Source organism: Haemophilus sp. SZY H53 (assembly GCF_054332375.1).
In genome coordinates this window covers 1-17,013 of sequence record NZ_JBTGNV010000005.1, presented here as the reverse complement: position 1 = coordinate 17,013, position 17,013 = coordinate 1, and the positions used below count along the sequence as shown (strand labels likewise).

The window sequence follows — 17,013 nt, the reverse complement described above, 5'->3', positions numbered from 1 at the left end:
ATTTGTGTCTAATAAATCGCTAAAAAAATTGCTAAAAGTGATGATATGAGAGGAGAAATCTAGAATGTATTGGTTTTTCCTATCGCAAATATTTTGCTGGAGAAATTACCTTTTTAAAGCTAATTATGCTATCTTAACTCAATTAGATTCAAACAAGTCCATTCAAGGAGAATATAATGACAACTCAGTTAGATTCACTTCGTAAAATGACCGTCGTTGTGGCTGATACTGGCGATATTGATGCAATTAAAAAATACCAACCGCAAGATGCAACAACAAACCCATCTTTAATTTTAAGTGCTTCAGCATTACCTCAATATGCACCATTAATTGATGAAGCGATTGCTTATGCAAAAGCGCAAAGTGCGAATAAAGCACAACAATTAATTGATGCAGAAGATAAATTAGCGGTAAACATTGGGTTAGAAATTTTAAAAATTGTTCCGGGACGCATTTCAACAGAAGTAGATGCGCGCCTTTCTTACGATACCCAAGCAACCGTTGAAAAAGCACGTAAACTTATCGCACTTTATAATGCGGCAGGCATTTCAAATGATCGTATTTTGATCAAAATTGCTTCAACATGGCAAGGTATTCGTGCGGCAGAAATTCTTGAAAAAGAAGGCATTAACTGTAACTTAACGTTATTATTCTCCGAAGCGCAAGCTCGCGCCTGTGCTGAAGCGGGTGTTTATTTAATTTCGCCATTCGTAGGCCGTATTTTAGACTGGTACAAAGCAAATACCGATAAAAAAGAATATGCGCCAGCAGAAGACCCAGGTGTCATTTCTGTAACCAAAATTTATAACTATTACAAAGAATATGGTTATAAAACGGTGGTGATGGGCGCAAGTTTCCGTAATGTAGGCGAAATTATTGAATTAGCAGGTTGTGACCGTTTAACTATTGCACCCGCTTTACTCAAAGAATTACAAGAAAATTCAACCGCACTTGTACGTAAACTAGAGTACAAAGGTGAAGTAAAAGCGAAACCTCAACCGTTAACTACTGAAGCAGAGTTCTATTGGCAACATAACAGCGATGCGATGGCAGTTGAAAAATTAGCAGAGGGAATTCGCAAATTTGCAGTTGACCAAGAGAAATTAGAAGCAATGCTTTCAGCAAAACTTTAATTTGATAGAGAAGAAAGTGCGGTTGGAAATAACCGCATTTTTTATTCTTATCATAAAATGTTCTAACTCTTAATAATTAGTTCTTGACTAACTCACCAAAGTCATTGAAAATTCAAGATAAGTTTTGCTAAAGCAAAATGGGAACTGCGACTTTTGATACAAAGAGCGGTCATTTTTTTCTTTTTTCGGAGCAAATATATGTCAGGTATTTTTGAACAAACTCCTGCTAATCGTCGTCGTTATGGCGTAGCGATTTTTGTTGGTATTATTGCAGGTTTGATTTCTGCATTCGTAAAATGGGGTGCAGAGCATCCATTTCCACCGCGTAGTCCAATTGATTTCTTCGCGGCAGCATGTAAAGTAGACATTACAGGCTTAAGCCAAGATCAAATTCTTCAAGTCTGTTCACGTGCATTCTTAAACCCACCACACGTATTCTTACGTGATTATTTAGGTATTGATCCAACTCAAGCCGTATTTACTTTTGCAGATCATGGTTTTGACTGGATTGGTGTGACTCACATTACTTTCTCATTAGTATTTGCTATTGCTTACTGCTTAGTGGCAGAACGTTTCCCTAAAATCAAATTTTGGCAGGGTATTGGTGCTGGTTTAATCGCCGATATTTTTGTGCATTACATTACTTTCCCTGCATTGGGTTTAACACCACCTGTTGCAGAATGGCCGTTATATGAACATATTTCTGAATTAGTGGGACACATTTTCTGGTTCTGGACAATTGAGATTATTCGCCGTGATCTACGTAACCGTATTACTCACGAGCCCGATGCAGAAATTCCATTAAAAAATACAACAGAATAATCAATCTTTTTGAGTAAGAATGCCACCAATAAGGTGGCATTTTTACTGACATTGAAATCCAAAATATCGTTTTACAAGAAAGTTAGTACTAGAATTTAAATAAATTTTTTGTAGTTATCTCTCAAGTTGGTTAGAATAAAGACAATTTTTTGTAATAGGAAAGTGGAATGAAAAAAGCACCTTTACTTGCAGTAAGCTTAATGACAACGGCTGTTTTAACAGGTTGTGCAACCAAAGCTGATGGTGAACGCAATGATAAATTAGAAGGTTTTAACCGTACGATGTTTGATTTTAACTATAAAGTCATGGATCGCTATGTGTTGGAACCAGCAGCAAAAGGCTGGCGTGATTACGTGCCAACACCGGTTACAAAAGGTCTATCCAATGTGGCAAATAACTTGGATGAGCCGGTGAGCTTTGTTAACCGTTTATTAGAAGGTGAACCGAAAAAAGCCTTTGTTCACTTCAACCGCTTTTGGATTAACTCAACCTTTGGTATCGGTGGCTTATTTGACTTTGCAAGTGCAAGTAAAGAATTACAGGTTTATGATCAACGTAGCTTTGGTGAAACATTGGGCACCTATGGTGTAGATGCAGGTACTTATATTGTATTGCCAATTTATAATGCGACGACACCTCGTCAATTAACGGGTGCAGTAGTTGATGCAGCTTATACCTATCCTTTCTGGAATTGGGTAGGCGGTCCGTGGTCACTTGTAAAATATGGAGTGCAAGCGGTAGATAAACGCTCGAAAACATTGGATCAAACCGAGTTGCTCAATCAAGCACAAGATCCTTATGTTACCTTCCGCGAAGCTTATTATCAGAATTTAGAATTTAAAGTAAATGATGGCAAAGTAAAAGAAAGCTCACAGAAAGAATTGTCTGATGATGTATTAAAAGAGATTGATTAAGAATACTCGTATAAGCGATAAAGTCACTTATATGTTAGGATAGCAAGCGTATTTATTCGTCAATATTAAAGGAGAATATCATGACTAAAATCATTCACACAGAAAAAGCCCCAGCAGCAATCGGTCCTTATGTTCAAGCGGTAGATTTAGGTAATTTAGTTTTAACATCTGGACAAATTCCCGTTAATCCGGCGAATGGTGAAGTGCCGAAAGATATTGTGGCACAAGCGCGTCAATCTTTAGAGAATGTGAAAGCGATTATTGAACAAGCGGGTTTGGCCGTGGGTGATATTGTGAAAACTACTGTGTTTGTGAAAGATCTGAATGATTTTGCAGCAGTAAATGCAGAGTACGAGAAGTTCTTTAAAGAAAACAATCATCCGAATTTCCCAGCTCGTTCTTGTGTAGAAGTGGCTCGATTACCAAAAGATGTAGGTGTGGAAATCGAAGCAATTGCGGTAAGAAAATAATCGCAAAGTGCGGTTAAAATCTGCAGATTTTTTCTACAATAGACTTTACAAGAGCGAGATTAATCACTATAATCTCGCTCCTAAATTACGCTCAGCGTAAAATTTCTGGTTGGTGCTTGACCTATTCAAGCCCCGTCCAAGACCGTAGGGAATGGTTAGCAATAATCGTCTTAATAATCCTACGTAGATGGTGAACAGAATAAGAATATTTCTTGCTTCTGGGCACCGAAGTCGTCCTAGTCTGAAAGATAACTCTTTCGATGAGGTAAATTAATTCCGAGAAATCGGAGTGTATTCAGGAGCTAAAAGCCAATGGCATTAAATCTTCAAGACAAACAAGCAATTGTTGCCGAAGTAAATGAAGCAGCCAAAGGTGCACTTTCAGCAGTAATCGCGGATTCTCGCGGTGTAACTGTTGATAAAATGACTGAATTACGTAAAGCAGCTCGTGAAGCGGGTGTAACAATGCGCGTTGTTCGTAATACTTTATTACGTCGTGCGGTTGAAGGCACTGATTTCGAATGCTTACAAGATACGTTTGTAGGTCCAACACTTATCGCATTCTCTAATGAACACCCAGGTGCAGCAGCACGTTTGTTCAAAGATTTTGCTAAAGCAAACGATAAGTTTGAAATTAAAGGTGCAGCCTTTGAAGGTAAGATCCAAGATGTTGAATTCTTAGCAACATTACCAACTTACGAAGAAGCAATTGCACGTTTAATGGGCACAATGAAAGAAGCTGCGGCAGGCAAACTTGTTCGCACTTTTGCGGCATTACGCGACAAATTACAAGAAGCAGCTTAATCATTAAGCGTTTCTTACTTCATTTAACTTTATTAATTTTAGGAATTGATTGTTATGTCATTAACTAACGAACAAATCATTGAAGCGATTGCTTCTAAATCTGTAACTGAAATCGTTGAATTAATCGCAGCGATGGAAGAAAAATTCGGCGTTTCTGCAGCAGCAGTAGCAGCAGCTCCAGCAGCTGGCGGTGCAGCAGCAGCGGCAGAAGAAAAAACTGAATTCGACGTAGTTCTTGCTGAAGCTGGTGCTAACAAAGTAGCAGTTATCAAAGCAGTACGTGGTGCAACTGGTTTAGGCTTAAAAGAAGCTAAAGACTTAGTTGAATCTGCTCCAGCTAACTTAAAAGAAGGCATTTCTAAAGAAGAAGCTGAAGCACTTAAGAAAGAATTAGAAGAAGCTGGTGCAAAAGTAGAAATCAAATAATTTTTGATTCACTTATGTCCTGTTTCTCAGGCTTAATGGCTGGTGGTTTACCATCAGCCATTTTGTGCTATCAAAAACAGTACAAAAAAACAGATAGGCATTTTCCGTTTAATGGTATCTGTTTCCACTTAAATTAATCAGACGTTTTAATTTAAGTAGCCCACTACAGAAGTAAGGTTCAGAGTGCGGTATCCGAAACGGCGTCAATCTCCGATATAAATAAAAACGTCAATCAATTTGACTGCACTTTTCTTTATATCAACTCGGTCTCACTAAAATTTACAGAGGAAAACCAATAATGGGTTACTCCTATACTGAGAAAAAACGAATTCGTAAAGACTTCGGCAAACGTCCGCAAGTTTTAAATGTACCTTATTTATTAACTATCCAATTAGATTCTTTTGATAAATTCATTCAAAAAGATCCTGAAGGTCAACAAGGCTTAGAAGCTGCATTCCGTTCTGTTTTTCCAATCGTAAGCAATAATGGCTATACAGAATTACAATATGTTGATTACCGTTTAGAAGAGCCAGAGTTTGATGTACGTGAATGTCAAATTCGTGGTTCCACTTATGCGGCAGGGTTGCGTGTCAAATTACGTTTAGTTAGCTACGATAAAGAATCTTCATCACATGCAGTAAAAGACATCAAAGAAAGCGAAGTGTACATGGGAGAAATCCCATTGATGACTGATAATGGTACCTTTGTGATCAATGGTACCGAGCGTGTTATCGTTTCACAATTACACCGTAGCCCAGGCGTATTCTTTGATTCTGATAAAGGGAAAACACACTCTTCAGGTAAAGTGCTTTATAACGCACGTATTATCCCTTACCGTGGGTCTTGGTTGGATTTCGAATTTGATCCAAAAGATAACTTATATGCACGTATTGACCGTCGTCGTAAATTACCGGCAACCATTATTTTACGTGCGTTAGGTTATACGGTTGAAGAAATCTTAAACCTATTCTTTGACAGAGTAACGTTCGAAATCGCTGGCAATAAATTATTAATGACCTTAGTACCAGAGCGTTTACGCGGTGAAACGGCGACATTTGATATCGAAGCAAATGGCAAAGTCTATGTAGAACGTGGTCGTCGTATTACAGCTCGTCATATCAAAGCATTAGAAAAAGATAATGTGACACAAGTTGAGGTGCCAACGGAATACATTATTGGTAAAGTTTCTGCAAAAGATTACGTTGATCTTGATTCTGGAGAGATTATTTGTCCAGTTAACAGTGAAATTTCATTAGAAGGATTAGCGAAGTTATCTCAAGCGGGCTATAAAGTCATCGAAACATTGTTTACTAACGATTTAGATTATGGTCCATATATTTCTGAGACATTACGTGTTGATCCAACTTACGATCGTATAAGTGCATTATATGAAATCTATCGCATGATGCGTCCAGGTGAACCACCTACACCCGAATCTTCGGAAGCGTTATTCAATAACTTATTCTTCTCTGCAGAACGTTATGATTTATCTGCAGTAGGTCGTATGAAGTTTAATCGCTCGTTAGGTATTCCTGAAGGCGAGGGGACGGGTATTTTAAGTAACGACGATATCATTGGTGTGATGAAAAAACTCATCGACATCCGCAATGGTCGTGGTGAAGTGGATGATATCGACCACTTGGGTAACCGTCGTATTCGTTCCGTAGGTGAAATGGCAGAAAACCAATTCCGTATTGGTTTAGTTCGTGTAGAAAGAGCGGTTAAAGAGCGTTTATCTTTAGGCGATTTAGATGCGATCACGCCACAAGACTTAATTAATCCAAAACCAATTTCTGCGGCAGTGAAAGAATTCTTTGGTTCTTCACAACTTTCGCAATTCATGGACCAAAACAATCCATTATCAGAAGTGACACATAAACGTCGTATTTCTGCATTAGGTCCAGGCGGTTTAACGCGTGAACGCGCAGGCTTTGAGGTACGTGACGTACATAACACCCACTATGGTCGTTTATGTCCAATTGAAACTCCTGAAGGTCCAAACATCGGTTTGATCAACTCACTTTCTGCGTTTGCTCGTACGAACGATTATGGTTTCTTAGAAACCCCGTATCGTAAAGTGGTTGATGGCCAAGTAACTGAAGAAATCGAATATTTATCTGCAATTGATGAAGCGAACTACATCATTGCACAGGCGAACTCAAATCTTGATGAGAACAATCGCTTTACTGATGCATTCGTTACTGCGCGTGGTGAGCGTGGTGAATCTGGTCTTTATAAACCAGAAGAAATTCATTATATGGACGTTTCAACTCAACAAGTGGTATCTGTGGCTGCAGCGTTAATTCCATTCTTAGAGCATGACGATGCGAACCGTGCCTTAATGGGTGCGAACATGCAACGTCAAGCAGTTCCGACTTTACGTGCTGATAAGCCGTTAGTGGGTACAGGTATGGAAAAACCAATCGCACTTGACTCAGGTGTGGCGGTTGTTGCGAAACGTGGTGGTACAGTTCAATACGTTGATGCGTCTCGTATCGTTATCAAAGTAAATGAAGACGAAACTGTAGCAGGCGAAGCGGGTATCGATATTTATAACTTAATTAAATACACCCGTTCTAACCAAAATACCTGTATCAACCAAATTCCTTGTGTGAATTTAGGCGATCCAATTAACCGTGGTGAAGTATTAGCTGATGGTCCTTCAACAGATTTAGGTGAATTAGCATTAGGTCAAAATATCCGTGTGGCGTTCATGCCTTGGAACGGTTATAACTTCGAAGACTCAATGTTAGTTTCTGAGCGTGTTGTACAACAAGACCGCTTCACGACAATCCACATTCAAGAATTATCTTGTGTGGCACGTGATACTAAATTAGGTTCTGAAGAAATCACTGCGGATATTCCAAACGTAGGTGAATCTGCATTAAGCAAATTGGATGAATCAGGTATCGTTTATGTGGGTGCTGAAGTGAAAGGTGGTGACATCTTAGTCGGTAAAGTAACCCCTAAAGGCGAAACGCAATTAACACCAGAAGAAAAATTGTTACGTGCAATCTTCGGTGAAAAAGCATCTGATGTGAAAGACTCTTCATTACGTGTACCAAACAGCGTAAGTGGTACTGTAATTGACGTTCAAGTCTTCACCCGTGATGGCGTAGAAAAAGACAAACGTGCATTAGAAATTGAAGAAATGCAGTTAAAACAAGCTAAGAAAGACCTTTCTGATGAATTAGAAATCTTAGAAGCTGGCTTGTTTGCTCGTGTACGTAATGTACTTATTGCAGGCGGTATTGATGCGGTTCAGTTAGATAAAATGGATCGCACTAAATGGTTAGAACAAACCATTTCAGATGAAGAAAAACAAAACCAATTAGAACAGCTTGCTGAGCAATATGAAGAATTACGTAAAGAGTTTGAACACAAACTTGAAGTACAACGTAAGAAAATCATTAAAGGCGATGACCTTGCACCAGGCGTGTTAAAAGTGGTTAAAGTTTACCTTGCGGTGAAACGTCACATCCAGCCGGGTGATAAAATGGCGGGTCGTCATGGTAACAAAGGTGTTATCTCGAAAATTAACCCAGTTGAAGATATGCCATACGATGAGAATGGCCAACCTGTTGAAATCGTATTGAACCCACTGGGCGTACCATCTCGTATGAACATCGGTCAGATCTTAGAAACCCACTTAGGCTTAGCGGCGAAAGGTATCGGTGATCAAATCAATGCGATGATCAAACAAAAACAAGATGTTGAGAAACTTCGTGGCTATATGCAAAAAGCATACGATTTAGGTCATGGCGCACAAAAAGTTGATTTAAGCACCTTTAGCGATGACGAAATCATGCGTTTAGCGGAAAACCTACGTAAAGGTTTACCGGTAGCAACACCTGTGTTTGATGGTGCTGCTGAGCAAGAAATCAAAGAAATGTTGAAACTCGGTGGCTTACCAACTTCAGGTCAGATTACGTTATATGATGGCCGTACTGGTGAGAAATTCGAGCGTCCAGTAACTGTAGGTTATATGTACATGCTCAAATTGAACCACTTAGTTGATGACAAAATGCATGCTCGTTCAACCGGTTCTTATAGTCTTGTTACTCAACAACCACTTGGTGGTAAAGCACAATTCGGTGGTCAACGTTTCGGTGAGATGGAGGTATGGGCACTTGAAGCATATGGTGCAGCTTACACCTTACAAGAAATGTTAACCGTGAAATCCGATGACGTGAACGGCCGTACGAAGATGTATAAAAACATTGTCGGTGGCAACCAACAAATGGATCCGGGTACGCCAGAATCTTTCAACGTAATTATGAAAGAAATCCGTTCACTTGGTTTGAATATCGAGTTAGACGAAGAGTAATCGACAAACCTGTCTTCCCCTGTTCGCAGGGGAAGCAAAAGGAAGAAATCACCGAAGTGCGATTAAAAAACAAAATATTTTTGACCACACTTTGAAACCCTTAACTCCGACAGGAGACTATTTGTGAAAGACTTAGTTAAGTTTTTAAAAGCACAATCAAAAACGAGTGAAGATTTTGATGTGATTAAAATTGGGTTAGCTTCTCCAGACATGATCCGTTCGTGGTCATTTGGTGAAGTTAAAAAACCTGAAACAATCAACTATCGTACGTTCAAACCTGAGCGTGATGGTCTTTTCTGTGCACGTATTTTCGGGCCAGTAAAAGATTACGAATGTTTATGCGGTAAATATAAACGCTTAAAACACCGTGGTGTGATTTGTGAAAAATGTGGTGTTGAAGTTACACAAACTAAAGTGCGTCGTGAACGTATGGGCCATATCGAATTGGCTTGTCCAGTTGCACACATTTGGTTCTTAAAATCACTTCCATCCCGTATTGGTTTATTACTTGATATGCCATTACGTGATATTGAACGTGTGCTTTACTTTGAAATGTACATCGTGACCGAACCGGGTATGACCGATTTGAAACGTGGACAGTTATTAACTGAAGAACAATTCCTTGATGCAGAAGACCGTTGGCAAGATGAATTCGAAGCGAAAATGGGTGCTGAAGCAATTCAAGATTTACTTAAAGGTATTGATCTTGAAGTGGAATGTGAAAAATTACGTGAAGAGTTACAAGAAACTAACTCTGAAACAAAACGTAAGAAAATCACTAAACGCTTAAAATTATTAGAAGCTTTCCAACAGTCTGGTAATAAACCAGAGTGGATGGTGATGACGGTATTACCGGTACTTCCACCAGATTTACGTCCGTTAGTACCATTAGATGGTGGTCGTTTTGCAACATCTGATTTGAACGATTTATATCGTCGCGTGATCAACCGTAACAACCGTTTAAAACGTTTATTAGATTTAATTGCACCAGATATTATCGTGCGCAACGAAAAACGTATGTTACAAGAATCTGTGGATGCGTTATTAGATAATGGTCGTCGTGGTCGTGCGATTACGGGTTCTAACCGTCGTCCATTAAAATCACTTGCGGATATGATCAAAGGTAAACAAGGTCGTTTCCGTCAAAACTTATTAGGTAAACGTGTTGACTATTCAGGCCGTTCTGTAATCACTGTAGGTCCATACTTGCACTTACACCAATGTGGTTTACCGAAGAAAATGGCATTGGAATTATTCCGTCCGTTTATCTATGCAAAATTAGAAAGCCGTGGTTATGCAACCACAATTAAAGCGGCTAAGAAAATGGTTGAGCGTGAAGACGCGATCGTTTGGGATATCTTGGCAGAAGTTATTCGTGAGCACCCAATTCTATTGAACCGTGCACCGACACTTCACCGTTTAGGTATTCAAGCGTTTGAACCACTTCTAATCGAAGGTAAAGCAATCCAGTTACACCCACTTGTTTGTGCGGCGTTCAACGCGGACTTCGATGGTGACCAAATGGCGGTTCACGTACCATTAACACTTGAAGCGCAGTTAGAAGCACGTGCGTTAATGATGTCAACCAACAACGTACTTTCACCAGCAAACGGTGATCCAATTATCGTTCCATCACAAGACGTGGTGTTGGGTCTTTATTATATGACCCGTGAAAAAGTAAACGGTAAAGGCGAAGGCATGTTATTGCAAGATCCGCGCGAAGCTGAAAAAGCGTATCGCACAGGTGAAGCGGAGTTACATTCTCGTGTTAAAGTACGTATTACTGAATATGTGAAAAATGAAGCTGGCGAATTAGAAGAGAAAACCACATTAACCGATACCACTATCGGTCGTGCAATCTTATGGATGATCGCGCCGAAAGGCATGCCTTATTTATTGTTCAACCAAACATTAGGTAAAAAAGCAATTTCTAAACTCATCAACGAAGCTTATCGTCGTTTAGGTTTGAAAGAAGCAGTAATGTTTGCTGACCATATTATGTATACCGGTTTTGCTTACGCTGCACGTTCAGGTTCTTCTGTGGGTATCGATGATATGGTTATCCCAGAGAAAAAATATGAAATTATTTCTGCAGCGGAAGAAGAAGTGGCAGAAATTCAAGAACAGTTCCAATCTGGTCTTGTAACAGCTGGCGAACGTTATAACAAAGTTATCGATATTTGGGCTGCGGCGAATGAGCGCGTAGCGAAAGCGATGATGGAAAACTTATCTCAGGAAGAAGTCATCAACCGTGAAGGTAACCCTGAGAAACAAGCTTCTTTCAACAGTATCTTTATGATGGCTGACTCTGGTGCGCGTGGTTCTGCAGCTCAGATTCGTCAGTTAGCAGGTATGCGTGGTTTGATGGCGCGTCCAGATGGTTCGATCATCGAAACCCCAATTACAGCGAACTTCCGTGAAGGTTTGAACGTACTTCAGTACTTTATTTCAACCCACGGTGCACGTAAAGGTTTGGCGGATACCGCATTAAAAACAGCAAACTCGGGTTACTTAACTCGTCGTTTAGTTGATGTAGCACAAGACTTAGTGATCGTTGAAGATGACTGTGGTACACACGAAGGCTTAGTCATGACTCCATTAATCGAAGGTGGCGATGAGAAAGTTCCACTTCGCGAATTAGTGTTAGGTCGTGTTGTAGCTGAAGATGTGTATAAACCAGGTACAGAAGAAGTTTTAATTGCACGTAACACGTTATTAGATGAAAAACTTTGTGATGTGTTAGATGCAAACTCAGTGGACAGCGTAAAAGTACGTTCTGTTGTAACTTGTGATACTGACTTCGGTGTATGTGCGAAATGTTACGGTCGTGACTTAGCACGTGGTCACCTCATCAACCAAGGTGAAGCAGTGGGTGTTATCGCTGCTCAATCTATCGGTGAGCCAGGTACACAGTTAACCATGCGTACGTTCCACATCGGTGGTGCAGCTTCTGCAGCCGCGAAAGAATCTAGCGTACAAATCAAAAACAACGGTACTTTACACCTTGCTAACGCAAAATTCGTTGTGAATGACGAAGGTAAATTAGTGTTAACTTCTCGTAATACTGAGTTAACCGTAACCGATGCATTCGGTCGTACGAAAGAACACTATAAAGTGCCTTACGGTACGGTATTGAATAAAGCAGATGGTCAAGAAGTATCAGCAGGTGAAACAGTGGCAAACTGGGATCCACATACCATGCCAGTTGTCTCTGAGGTATCAGGTTTTGTGAAATTCGTTGATATCGTGGACGGTTTAACTGTAACTCGTCAAACGGATGAATTAACCGGTCTTTCTTCTATCGTGGTACAAGACGTGGGTGAACGTGCAACAGCAGGTAAAGATTTACGTCCAACCATCAAATTAGTTGATGCAAAAGGTAACGATATTTTCTTACCTGAAACTGATGTTATTGCACAATACTTCTTACCAGGTAAAGCAATCGTAAGTTTAGATGACGGTGCGGAAGTGAAAGTGGGTGAACCACTTGCACGTATTCCACAAGAATCTGTAGGTACTAAAGATATTACTGGTGGTCTTCCACGCGTTGCTGATTTATTCGAAGCTCGTAAACCGAAAGAGCCTGCTATTTTGGCAGAAATTTCAGGTATCGTGTCCTTCGGTAAAGAAACCAAAGGTAAACGTCGCTTGTTAATCACCCCAACTGAAGGTGAAATCTACGAAGAAATGATTCCAAAATGGCGTCAGCTCAACGTATTTGAAGGTGAGATGGTAGAACGTGGTGACGTGATTTCTGATGGTGCAGAGACACCACACGATATCTTACGTTTACGCGGTGTTCGTGCTGTAACTGAATATATCGTAAACGAAGTGCAAGAAGTTTACCGCTTACAAGGGGTAAAAATTAACGATAAGCACATCGAAGTTATTGTACGTCAAATGTTACGTAAAGCAGTCATTACGAAAGCTTATGACAGCGAATTCCTCGAAGGGGAACAAGTTGAAGTAGCTCGCGTGAAAATTGTGAACCGTAAACGTGAAGTGGAAGGTAAACCACCGGTTGAATTCGAACGTGAATTACTTGGTATTACCAAAGCATCATTGGCGACAGAATCCTTCATTTCTGCGGCATCGTTCCAAGAAACCACTCGCGTGCTTACTGAAGCTGCGGTGGCGGGTAAACGTGATGAATTACGCGGCTTGAAAGAGAACGTAATTGTAGGTCGTTTAATCCCTGCAGGTACTGGTTTTGCGTATCACCAAGGTCGTCACAAAAAACGTATTGTAGACGATGTTGTGATTAAATTGTCTGAAGACGATGAAGCAGTAATTGCTGATGAATTTGTCATGACAGTAGATGATGCAACCGCTAACTTAGCAGAAATGCTTAATATGGCAGATGATGCAGAGTAATCGCTAATCAATAAAAGAAAACCCAAGTTTAAACTTGGGTTTTTTATTATCTTAATACAGAAAGAGCGGTTAGGTTTTGATGAATTTTTCTTTTGGAAAAGTATTGTAAAATGACCGCACTTTCTTTTCATCAATAAAAAGCCACCCTAATGGATGGCTTTGAAATATGTACTTCTAAGCTAAGATTACCAGCCTTTTACAACACCATCTTTAAAGTGTTTTTTCGCTTCTTGGTAAACTTCTTCAGTTTGGTACGCTTTGACGAAATCTTGGATCGCTTTGCTGTCTTTGTTATCAGTACGTGCAACGATGATGTTTACGTATGGAGAATCTTTATCTTCTACGAAGACACCGTTATCTTGCGCATTTAAACCAACTTGACCCGCATAAGTGTTATTTACAACAGCAAGATCAACATCATCTAGTGCACGAGCGGCAACAGAAGTATCTACTTCAGAAATTTTGAAGTTTTTCTGATTTTCAACAATATCAGCTACAGTTGAAAGAAGGTCGTTAACATTTTTAAGTTTGATTAAACCTTGTTTTTCTAGAAGAATTAATGCGCGACCGCGGTTTGACGGATCGTTTGGAACAACGATTTTAGCACCTTCTTTTAAATCATTTACATTTTTAATAGTTTTAGAATAACCAGCAAGTGGGTAAACAAAGGTGTTACCAACGATCACTAAGTTATTTAAGCTTTTTGCTTTTGCATCTTCATCTAGGTAAGGTTTGTGTTGCATTGCGTTAGCATCTAAATCACCTTTAGATACCGCAGTGTTTGGTAATGCGTAGTCATTGAATAAAACAAATTCAACATTTAAGTTGTATTTATCTTTTGCGACTTTTGCAGCAGTTTCAGCTACTTGGTGCTCAGGACCCGCCATTACACCAACTTTGATTGATGTTGCAGTAGGTGTAGTTGATGCTACATCTGCTTTTTTCTCTTCTTTACACCCTGTTAATACTAATGCTGACGCAATAGCAGTGATAGCAAATAAGTTTTTTAATTTCATGTTTTTTCCTTGTTGTGAATAAAATACTATAGAAAATAATTAACGGTGATCCACTCGTTTTGCGAGCGTGTCGCCTAATTTTTGACTGAGCATCACGATAATCACGATAACAATCGTTGCCGCCCAAGTTACCGATGGCATATTGCGATAGACACCATAGTTAATGGCGAGGCTTCCTAAGCCGCCACCGCCTTGCGTTCCCGCCATTGCGGTATAGCCAATTAATGTCACGAAAGTGAGCGTAATAGCATTAATTAGCGTAGGTAGGGATTCAGGCAAATAGAATTTACGAATAATTTGCCAATTGGTTGCACCCATTGCTTTTGCGGTTTCAGTTAAACCCATTGGAATCTCAAAAAGCGCATTACTTGTTAGGCGAGCAAAAAATGGTGTTGCCGCCGCACTTAATGACACAATCGCTGCATTAGAACCAATGCTCCCGCTAGGAAGTAACCAACTGGTAAGCGGAATTAAAGCAAGTAACAAAATAATATAAGGGATTGAACGTCCAATATTAATAATGACATTTAAACACGCATTGAGCTTTTTGCTTTCTAAAATCGCCCCTTTATTGGTTAAAAAGGTTAAAAAACCTAATGGTAAACCTAATAAAGCTGCAATTAATGTTGATAAGACCGACATATAAATTGTTTCAACGGTAGATACCGTTAATAAATTAGCAAAATTATCGGGAAATTGTTGGCTAAGTGTTGCCCATAATTCATTGAACATAGCCTAGTACCTCTACTCGAACATTATTTTCCATTAAATAGACCTTAGTTTGTGTAATTGCATCTTCATCACCTTCAACTTCTGCAATAGTAAAGCCGAATTTAACGCCACCGGCATAATCAATTTGTGAAGTTAAAATACTGAGTTCGACACCAAACTTTTTCGATGCTTGAGAAAGTAGTGGCGCATCGACAGAGCGACCAGTAAATTCAAATTTGATAATTGGGTAAGATCTTGCATGTTTGGGACTATGAGATAAATTTTCCAAGTATTCTTCTGGCAACGAGATATGGAAAGTAGAACTAATAAATTCTTGAGCTAACTTTGTTTTTGGATTAGAGAAAATTTCGCTAACTGTGCCTTGTTCAACGAGACGGCCTTTATCAATTACTGCAACTTGATCGCAGATTCGTTTAACTACTTCCATTTCATGGGTAATAAGAAGAATTGTAATGCCTAAAGAGCGGTTGATTTCTTTTAATAATTTTAGAATGGATTGTGTTGTAGCGGGATCTAATGCGCTAGTAGCTTCATCACATAATAATACTTTGGGATCACTTGCAAGTGCTCGAGCAATGGCTACACGCTGTTTTTGGCCGCCTGAGAGATTAGCTGGATACACATTATGTTTATCACTTAATCCAACAAGCGCTAAAAGTGCGGTTGTTTTCTCTTGAATTTCTGCTTTTGATTTATTTTCTAATTCAAGTGGTAACGCTACGTTTTCAAAAACGGTTCGAGAGGTCAATAAATTAAAATGTTGGAAAATCATGCCGATTTGGCGGCGTGTTTTCACTAATTCAGCGTCAGAAAGTTGAGTTAAATCTACGCCATCGATGATTACGGCACCGTGAGTTGGTCTTTCTAATAAGTTTACACAACGGATCAGCGTACTTTTGCCCGCACCAGAGGCACCAATGACCCCACAAATCTGTCCTTTAGGCACATGTAATGAAACATTATCAAGTGCAGTCAGTTTTTTATCTGGAAGTGTAAAAATCTTCGTAATATTATTTAGCTTAATCATATAAGCCCTTGTCGTCAGTTAATATCTAAGTTTAATCTGTATTCTAGACGTCTAGATTGCTATGTCAATATGTTAACGGATCTTTTTTAGATTGATTGGTTATGACTTATTATTGCTAATGTAGAAGATAAAGGAGATAATTTGCCTTAAGAAGAAGGTAAATAAGAAAATATATGAAGAAAGCTATTTTTTTGGATCGAGATGGTACCTTAAATATCGACCATGGTTATGTTTATAAAATTGAAGATTTCCAATTTATTGAAGGCAGTATTGATGCACTAAAAGCGCTAAAAGAACTGGGATACCTTTTAGTTTTAGTGACGAATCAATCAGGTATTGCTCGTGGATATTTTTCAGAAGAACAATTTTTGCAGCTTACAGAATGGATGGACTGGTCATTGGCTGATCGTGGTATTGATTTAGATGGTATCTACTATTGTCCTCATCACCCGGAAGGGAAAGGCGAATATAAAGAAGACTGTGCATGTAGAAAACCAAAATCAGGCATGTTATTAGAGGCGATTAAAGCACTAAAAATCGATCCTGCGCAATCTATTATGGTTGGCGATAAGATTGAAGATCTTAAAGCGGGTATTGACGCAAACGTGAGAACAAATATTTTAGTACGAACAGGTAAACCTATTACAGAAGAAGGAGAGAATCTCGCTGATTATGTTTTGGATTCTATTGCAGATTTACCAAGAATAGCAAAGCGATTAATTAAATAACAAAAATAATCTATTTTTTGAGCGAATAGACGAAAAGATATTCAATTAAGAAAAAAATCACATTTTTTACAAAAAAGCACTTGCAAAGAATTCTGAAATATCTATAATACGCCCCACACAACGACGCACTGTTGTGAAACGTAATAAAGCCAGTGCGTCGTTCTTTTTTGCTCTTTAACAATATATCAGACAATCTGTGTGGGCACTTGTTGATTGACTTGTTTTAAAAATATTTTTTAA

The 17,013-nt window shown here is 39.2% G+C and carries 12 protein-coding genes; 9 read left to right on the top strand and 3 right to left on the bottom strand.

The features are described 5' to 3' along the window. The first annotated feature begins 176 nt into the window (after window positions 1-176). The 8 genes from tal (at window position 177) to rpoC (ending at window position 13,270) form a co-directional block, all read left to right on the top strand. A complete protein-coding gene (gene tal / locus ACXVWB_RS05870; RefSeq protein ID WP_289902104.1) occupies window positions 177-1,133 on the top strand; it encodes a transaldolase in 957 nt (318 codons plus the stop codon). A gap of 198 nt (window positions 1,134-1,331) precedes the next feature. After that, window positions 1,332-1,955 (top strand): YagU family protein, encoded by a 624-nt coding sequence (locus tag ACXVWB_RS05865; RefSeq protein WP_289902103.1) that lies wholly within the window; start codon window positions 1,332-1,334, stop codon window positions 1,953-1,955. A gap of 167 nt (window positions 1,956-2,122) precedes the next feature. After that, a complete protein-coding gene (locus ACXVWB_RS05860; RefSeq protein WP_289902102.1) occupies window positions 2,123-2,869 on the top strand; it encodes an MlaA family lipoprotein in 747 nt (248 codons plus the stop codon). A gap of 80 nt (window positions 2,870-2,949) precedes the next feature. Beyond that, window positions 2,950-3,339 carry a RidA family protein gene (locus ACXVWB_RS05855; RefSeq protein ID WP_289902101.1) on the top strand — a complete coding sequence of 130 codons (390 nt, stop codon included), beginning with the start codon at window positions 2,950-2,952 and terminating at the stop codon, window positions 3,337-3,339. 312 nt (window positions 3,340-3,651) lie between these two features. Next, window positions 3,652-4,143 carry a 50S ribosomal protein L10 gene (gene rplJ, locus ACXVWB_RS05850; RefSeq protein ID WP_005694693.1) on the top strand — a complete coding sequence of 164 codons (492 nt, stop codon included), beginning with the start codon at window positions 3,652-3,654 and terminating at the stop codon, window positions 4,141-4,143. Window positions 4,144-4,197: 54 nt separating this feature from the next. Continuing rightward, window positions 4,198-4,569, top strand: coding sequence for a 50S ribosomal protein L7/L12 (gene rplL, locus ACXVWB_RS05845; RefSeq protein ID WP_049357197.1), 372 nt, complete (start codon window positions 4,198-4,200; stop codon window positions 4,567-4,569). A gap of 298 nt (window positions 4,570-4,867) precedes the next feature. Beyond that, window positions 4,868-8,896 carry a DNA-directed RNA polymerase subunit beta gene (rpoB, locus tag ACXVWB_RS05840; RefSeq protein ID WP_289902100.1) on the top strand — a complete coding sequence of 1,343 codons (4,029 nt, stop codon included), beginning with the start codon at window positions 4,868-4,870 and terminating at the stop codon, window positions 8,894-8,896. Window positions 8,897-9,019: 123 nt separating this feature from the next. Further along, window positions 9,020-13,270: a DNA-directed RNA polymerase subunit beta' gene (gene rpoC / locus ACXVWB_RS05835; RefSeq protein ID WP_458485242.1), complete on the top strand. Its 4,251-nt coding sequence runs from the start codon at window positions 9,020-9,022 to the stop codon at window positions 13,268-13,270. A gap of 185 nt (window positions 13,271-13,455) precedes the next feature. Here rpoC and ACXVWB_RS05830 read toward each other — a convergent pair whose 3' ends face one another. The 3 genes from ACXVWB_RS05830 to metN are packed head-to-tail and all read right to left on the bottom strand — an operon-like array spanning window position 13,456 to window position 16,045. Then, complete coding sequence (locus tag ACXVWB_RS05830; protein WP_289902098.1) at window positions 13,456-14,286, bottom strand: MetQ/NlpA family lipoprotein; 831 nt, start codon at window positions 14,284-14,286, stop codon at window positions 13,456-13,458. Between the two features lie 39 nt (window positions 14,287-14,325). After that, window positions 14,326-15,018, bottom strand: a complete 693-nt coding sequence (locus ACXVWB_RS05825) for a methionine ABC transporter permease (protein ID WP_049357203.1) — start codon at window positions 15,016-15,018, stop codon at window positions 14,326-14,328. Next, a complete protein-coding gene (gene metN / locus ACXVWB_RS05820) occupies window positions 15,008-16,045 on the bottom strand; it encodes a methionine ABC transporter ATP-binding protein MetN (RefSeq protein WP_049357205.1) in 1,038 nt (345 codons plus the stop codon). The genes ACXVWB_RS05825 and metN overlap by 11 nt, the downstream gene beginning before the upstream one ends. Window positions 16,046-16,218: 173 nt before the next feature. On the opposite strand from metN, the gene gmhB reads away from it, so the two are divergent. After that, window positions 16,219-16,773 (top strand): D-glycero-beta-D-manno-heptose 1,7-bisphosphate 7-phosphatase, encoded by a 555-nt coding sequence (gmhB, locus tag ACXVWB_RS05815; protein WP_049357206.1) that lies wholly within the window; start codon window positions 16,219-16,221, stop codon window positions 16,771-16,773. Window positions 16,774-17,013: the final 240 nt, after the last annotated feature.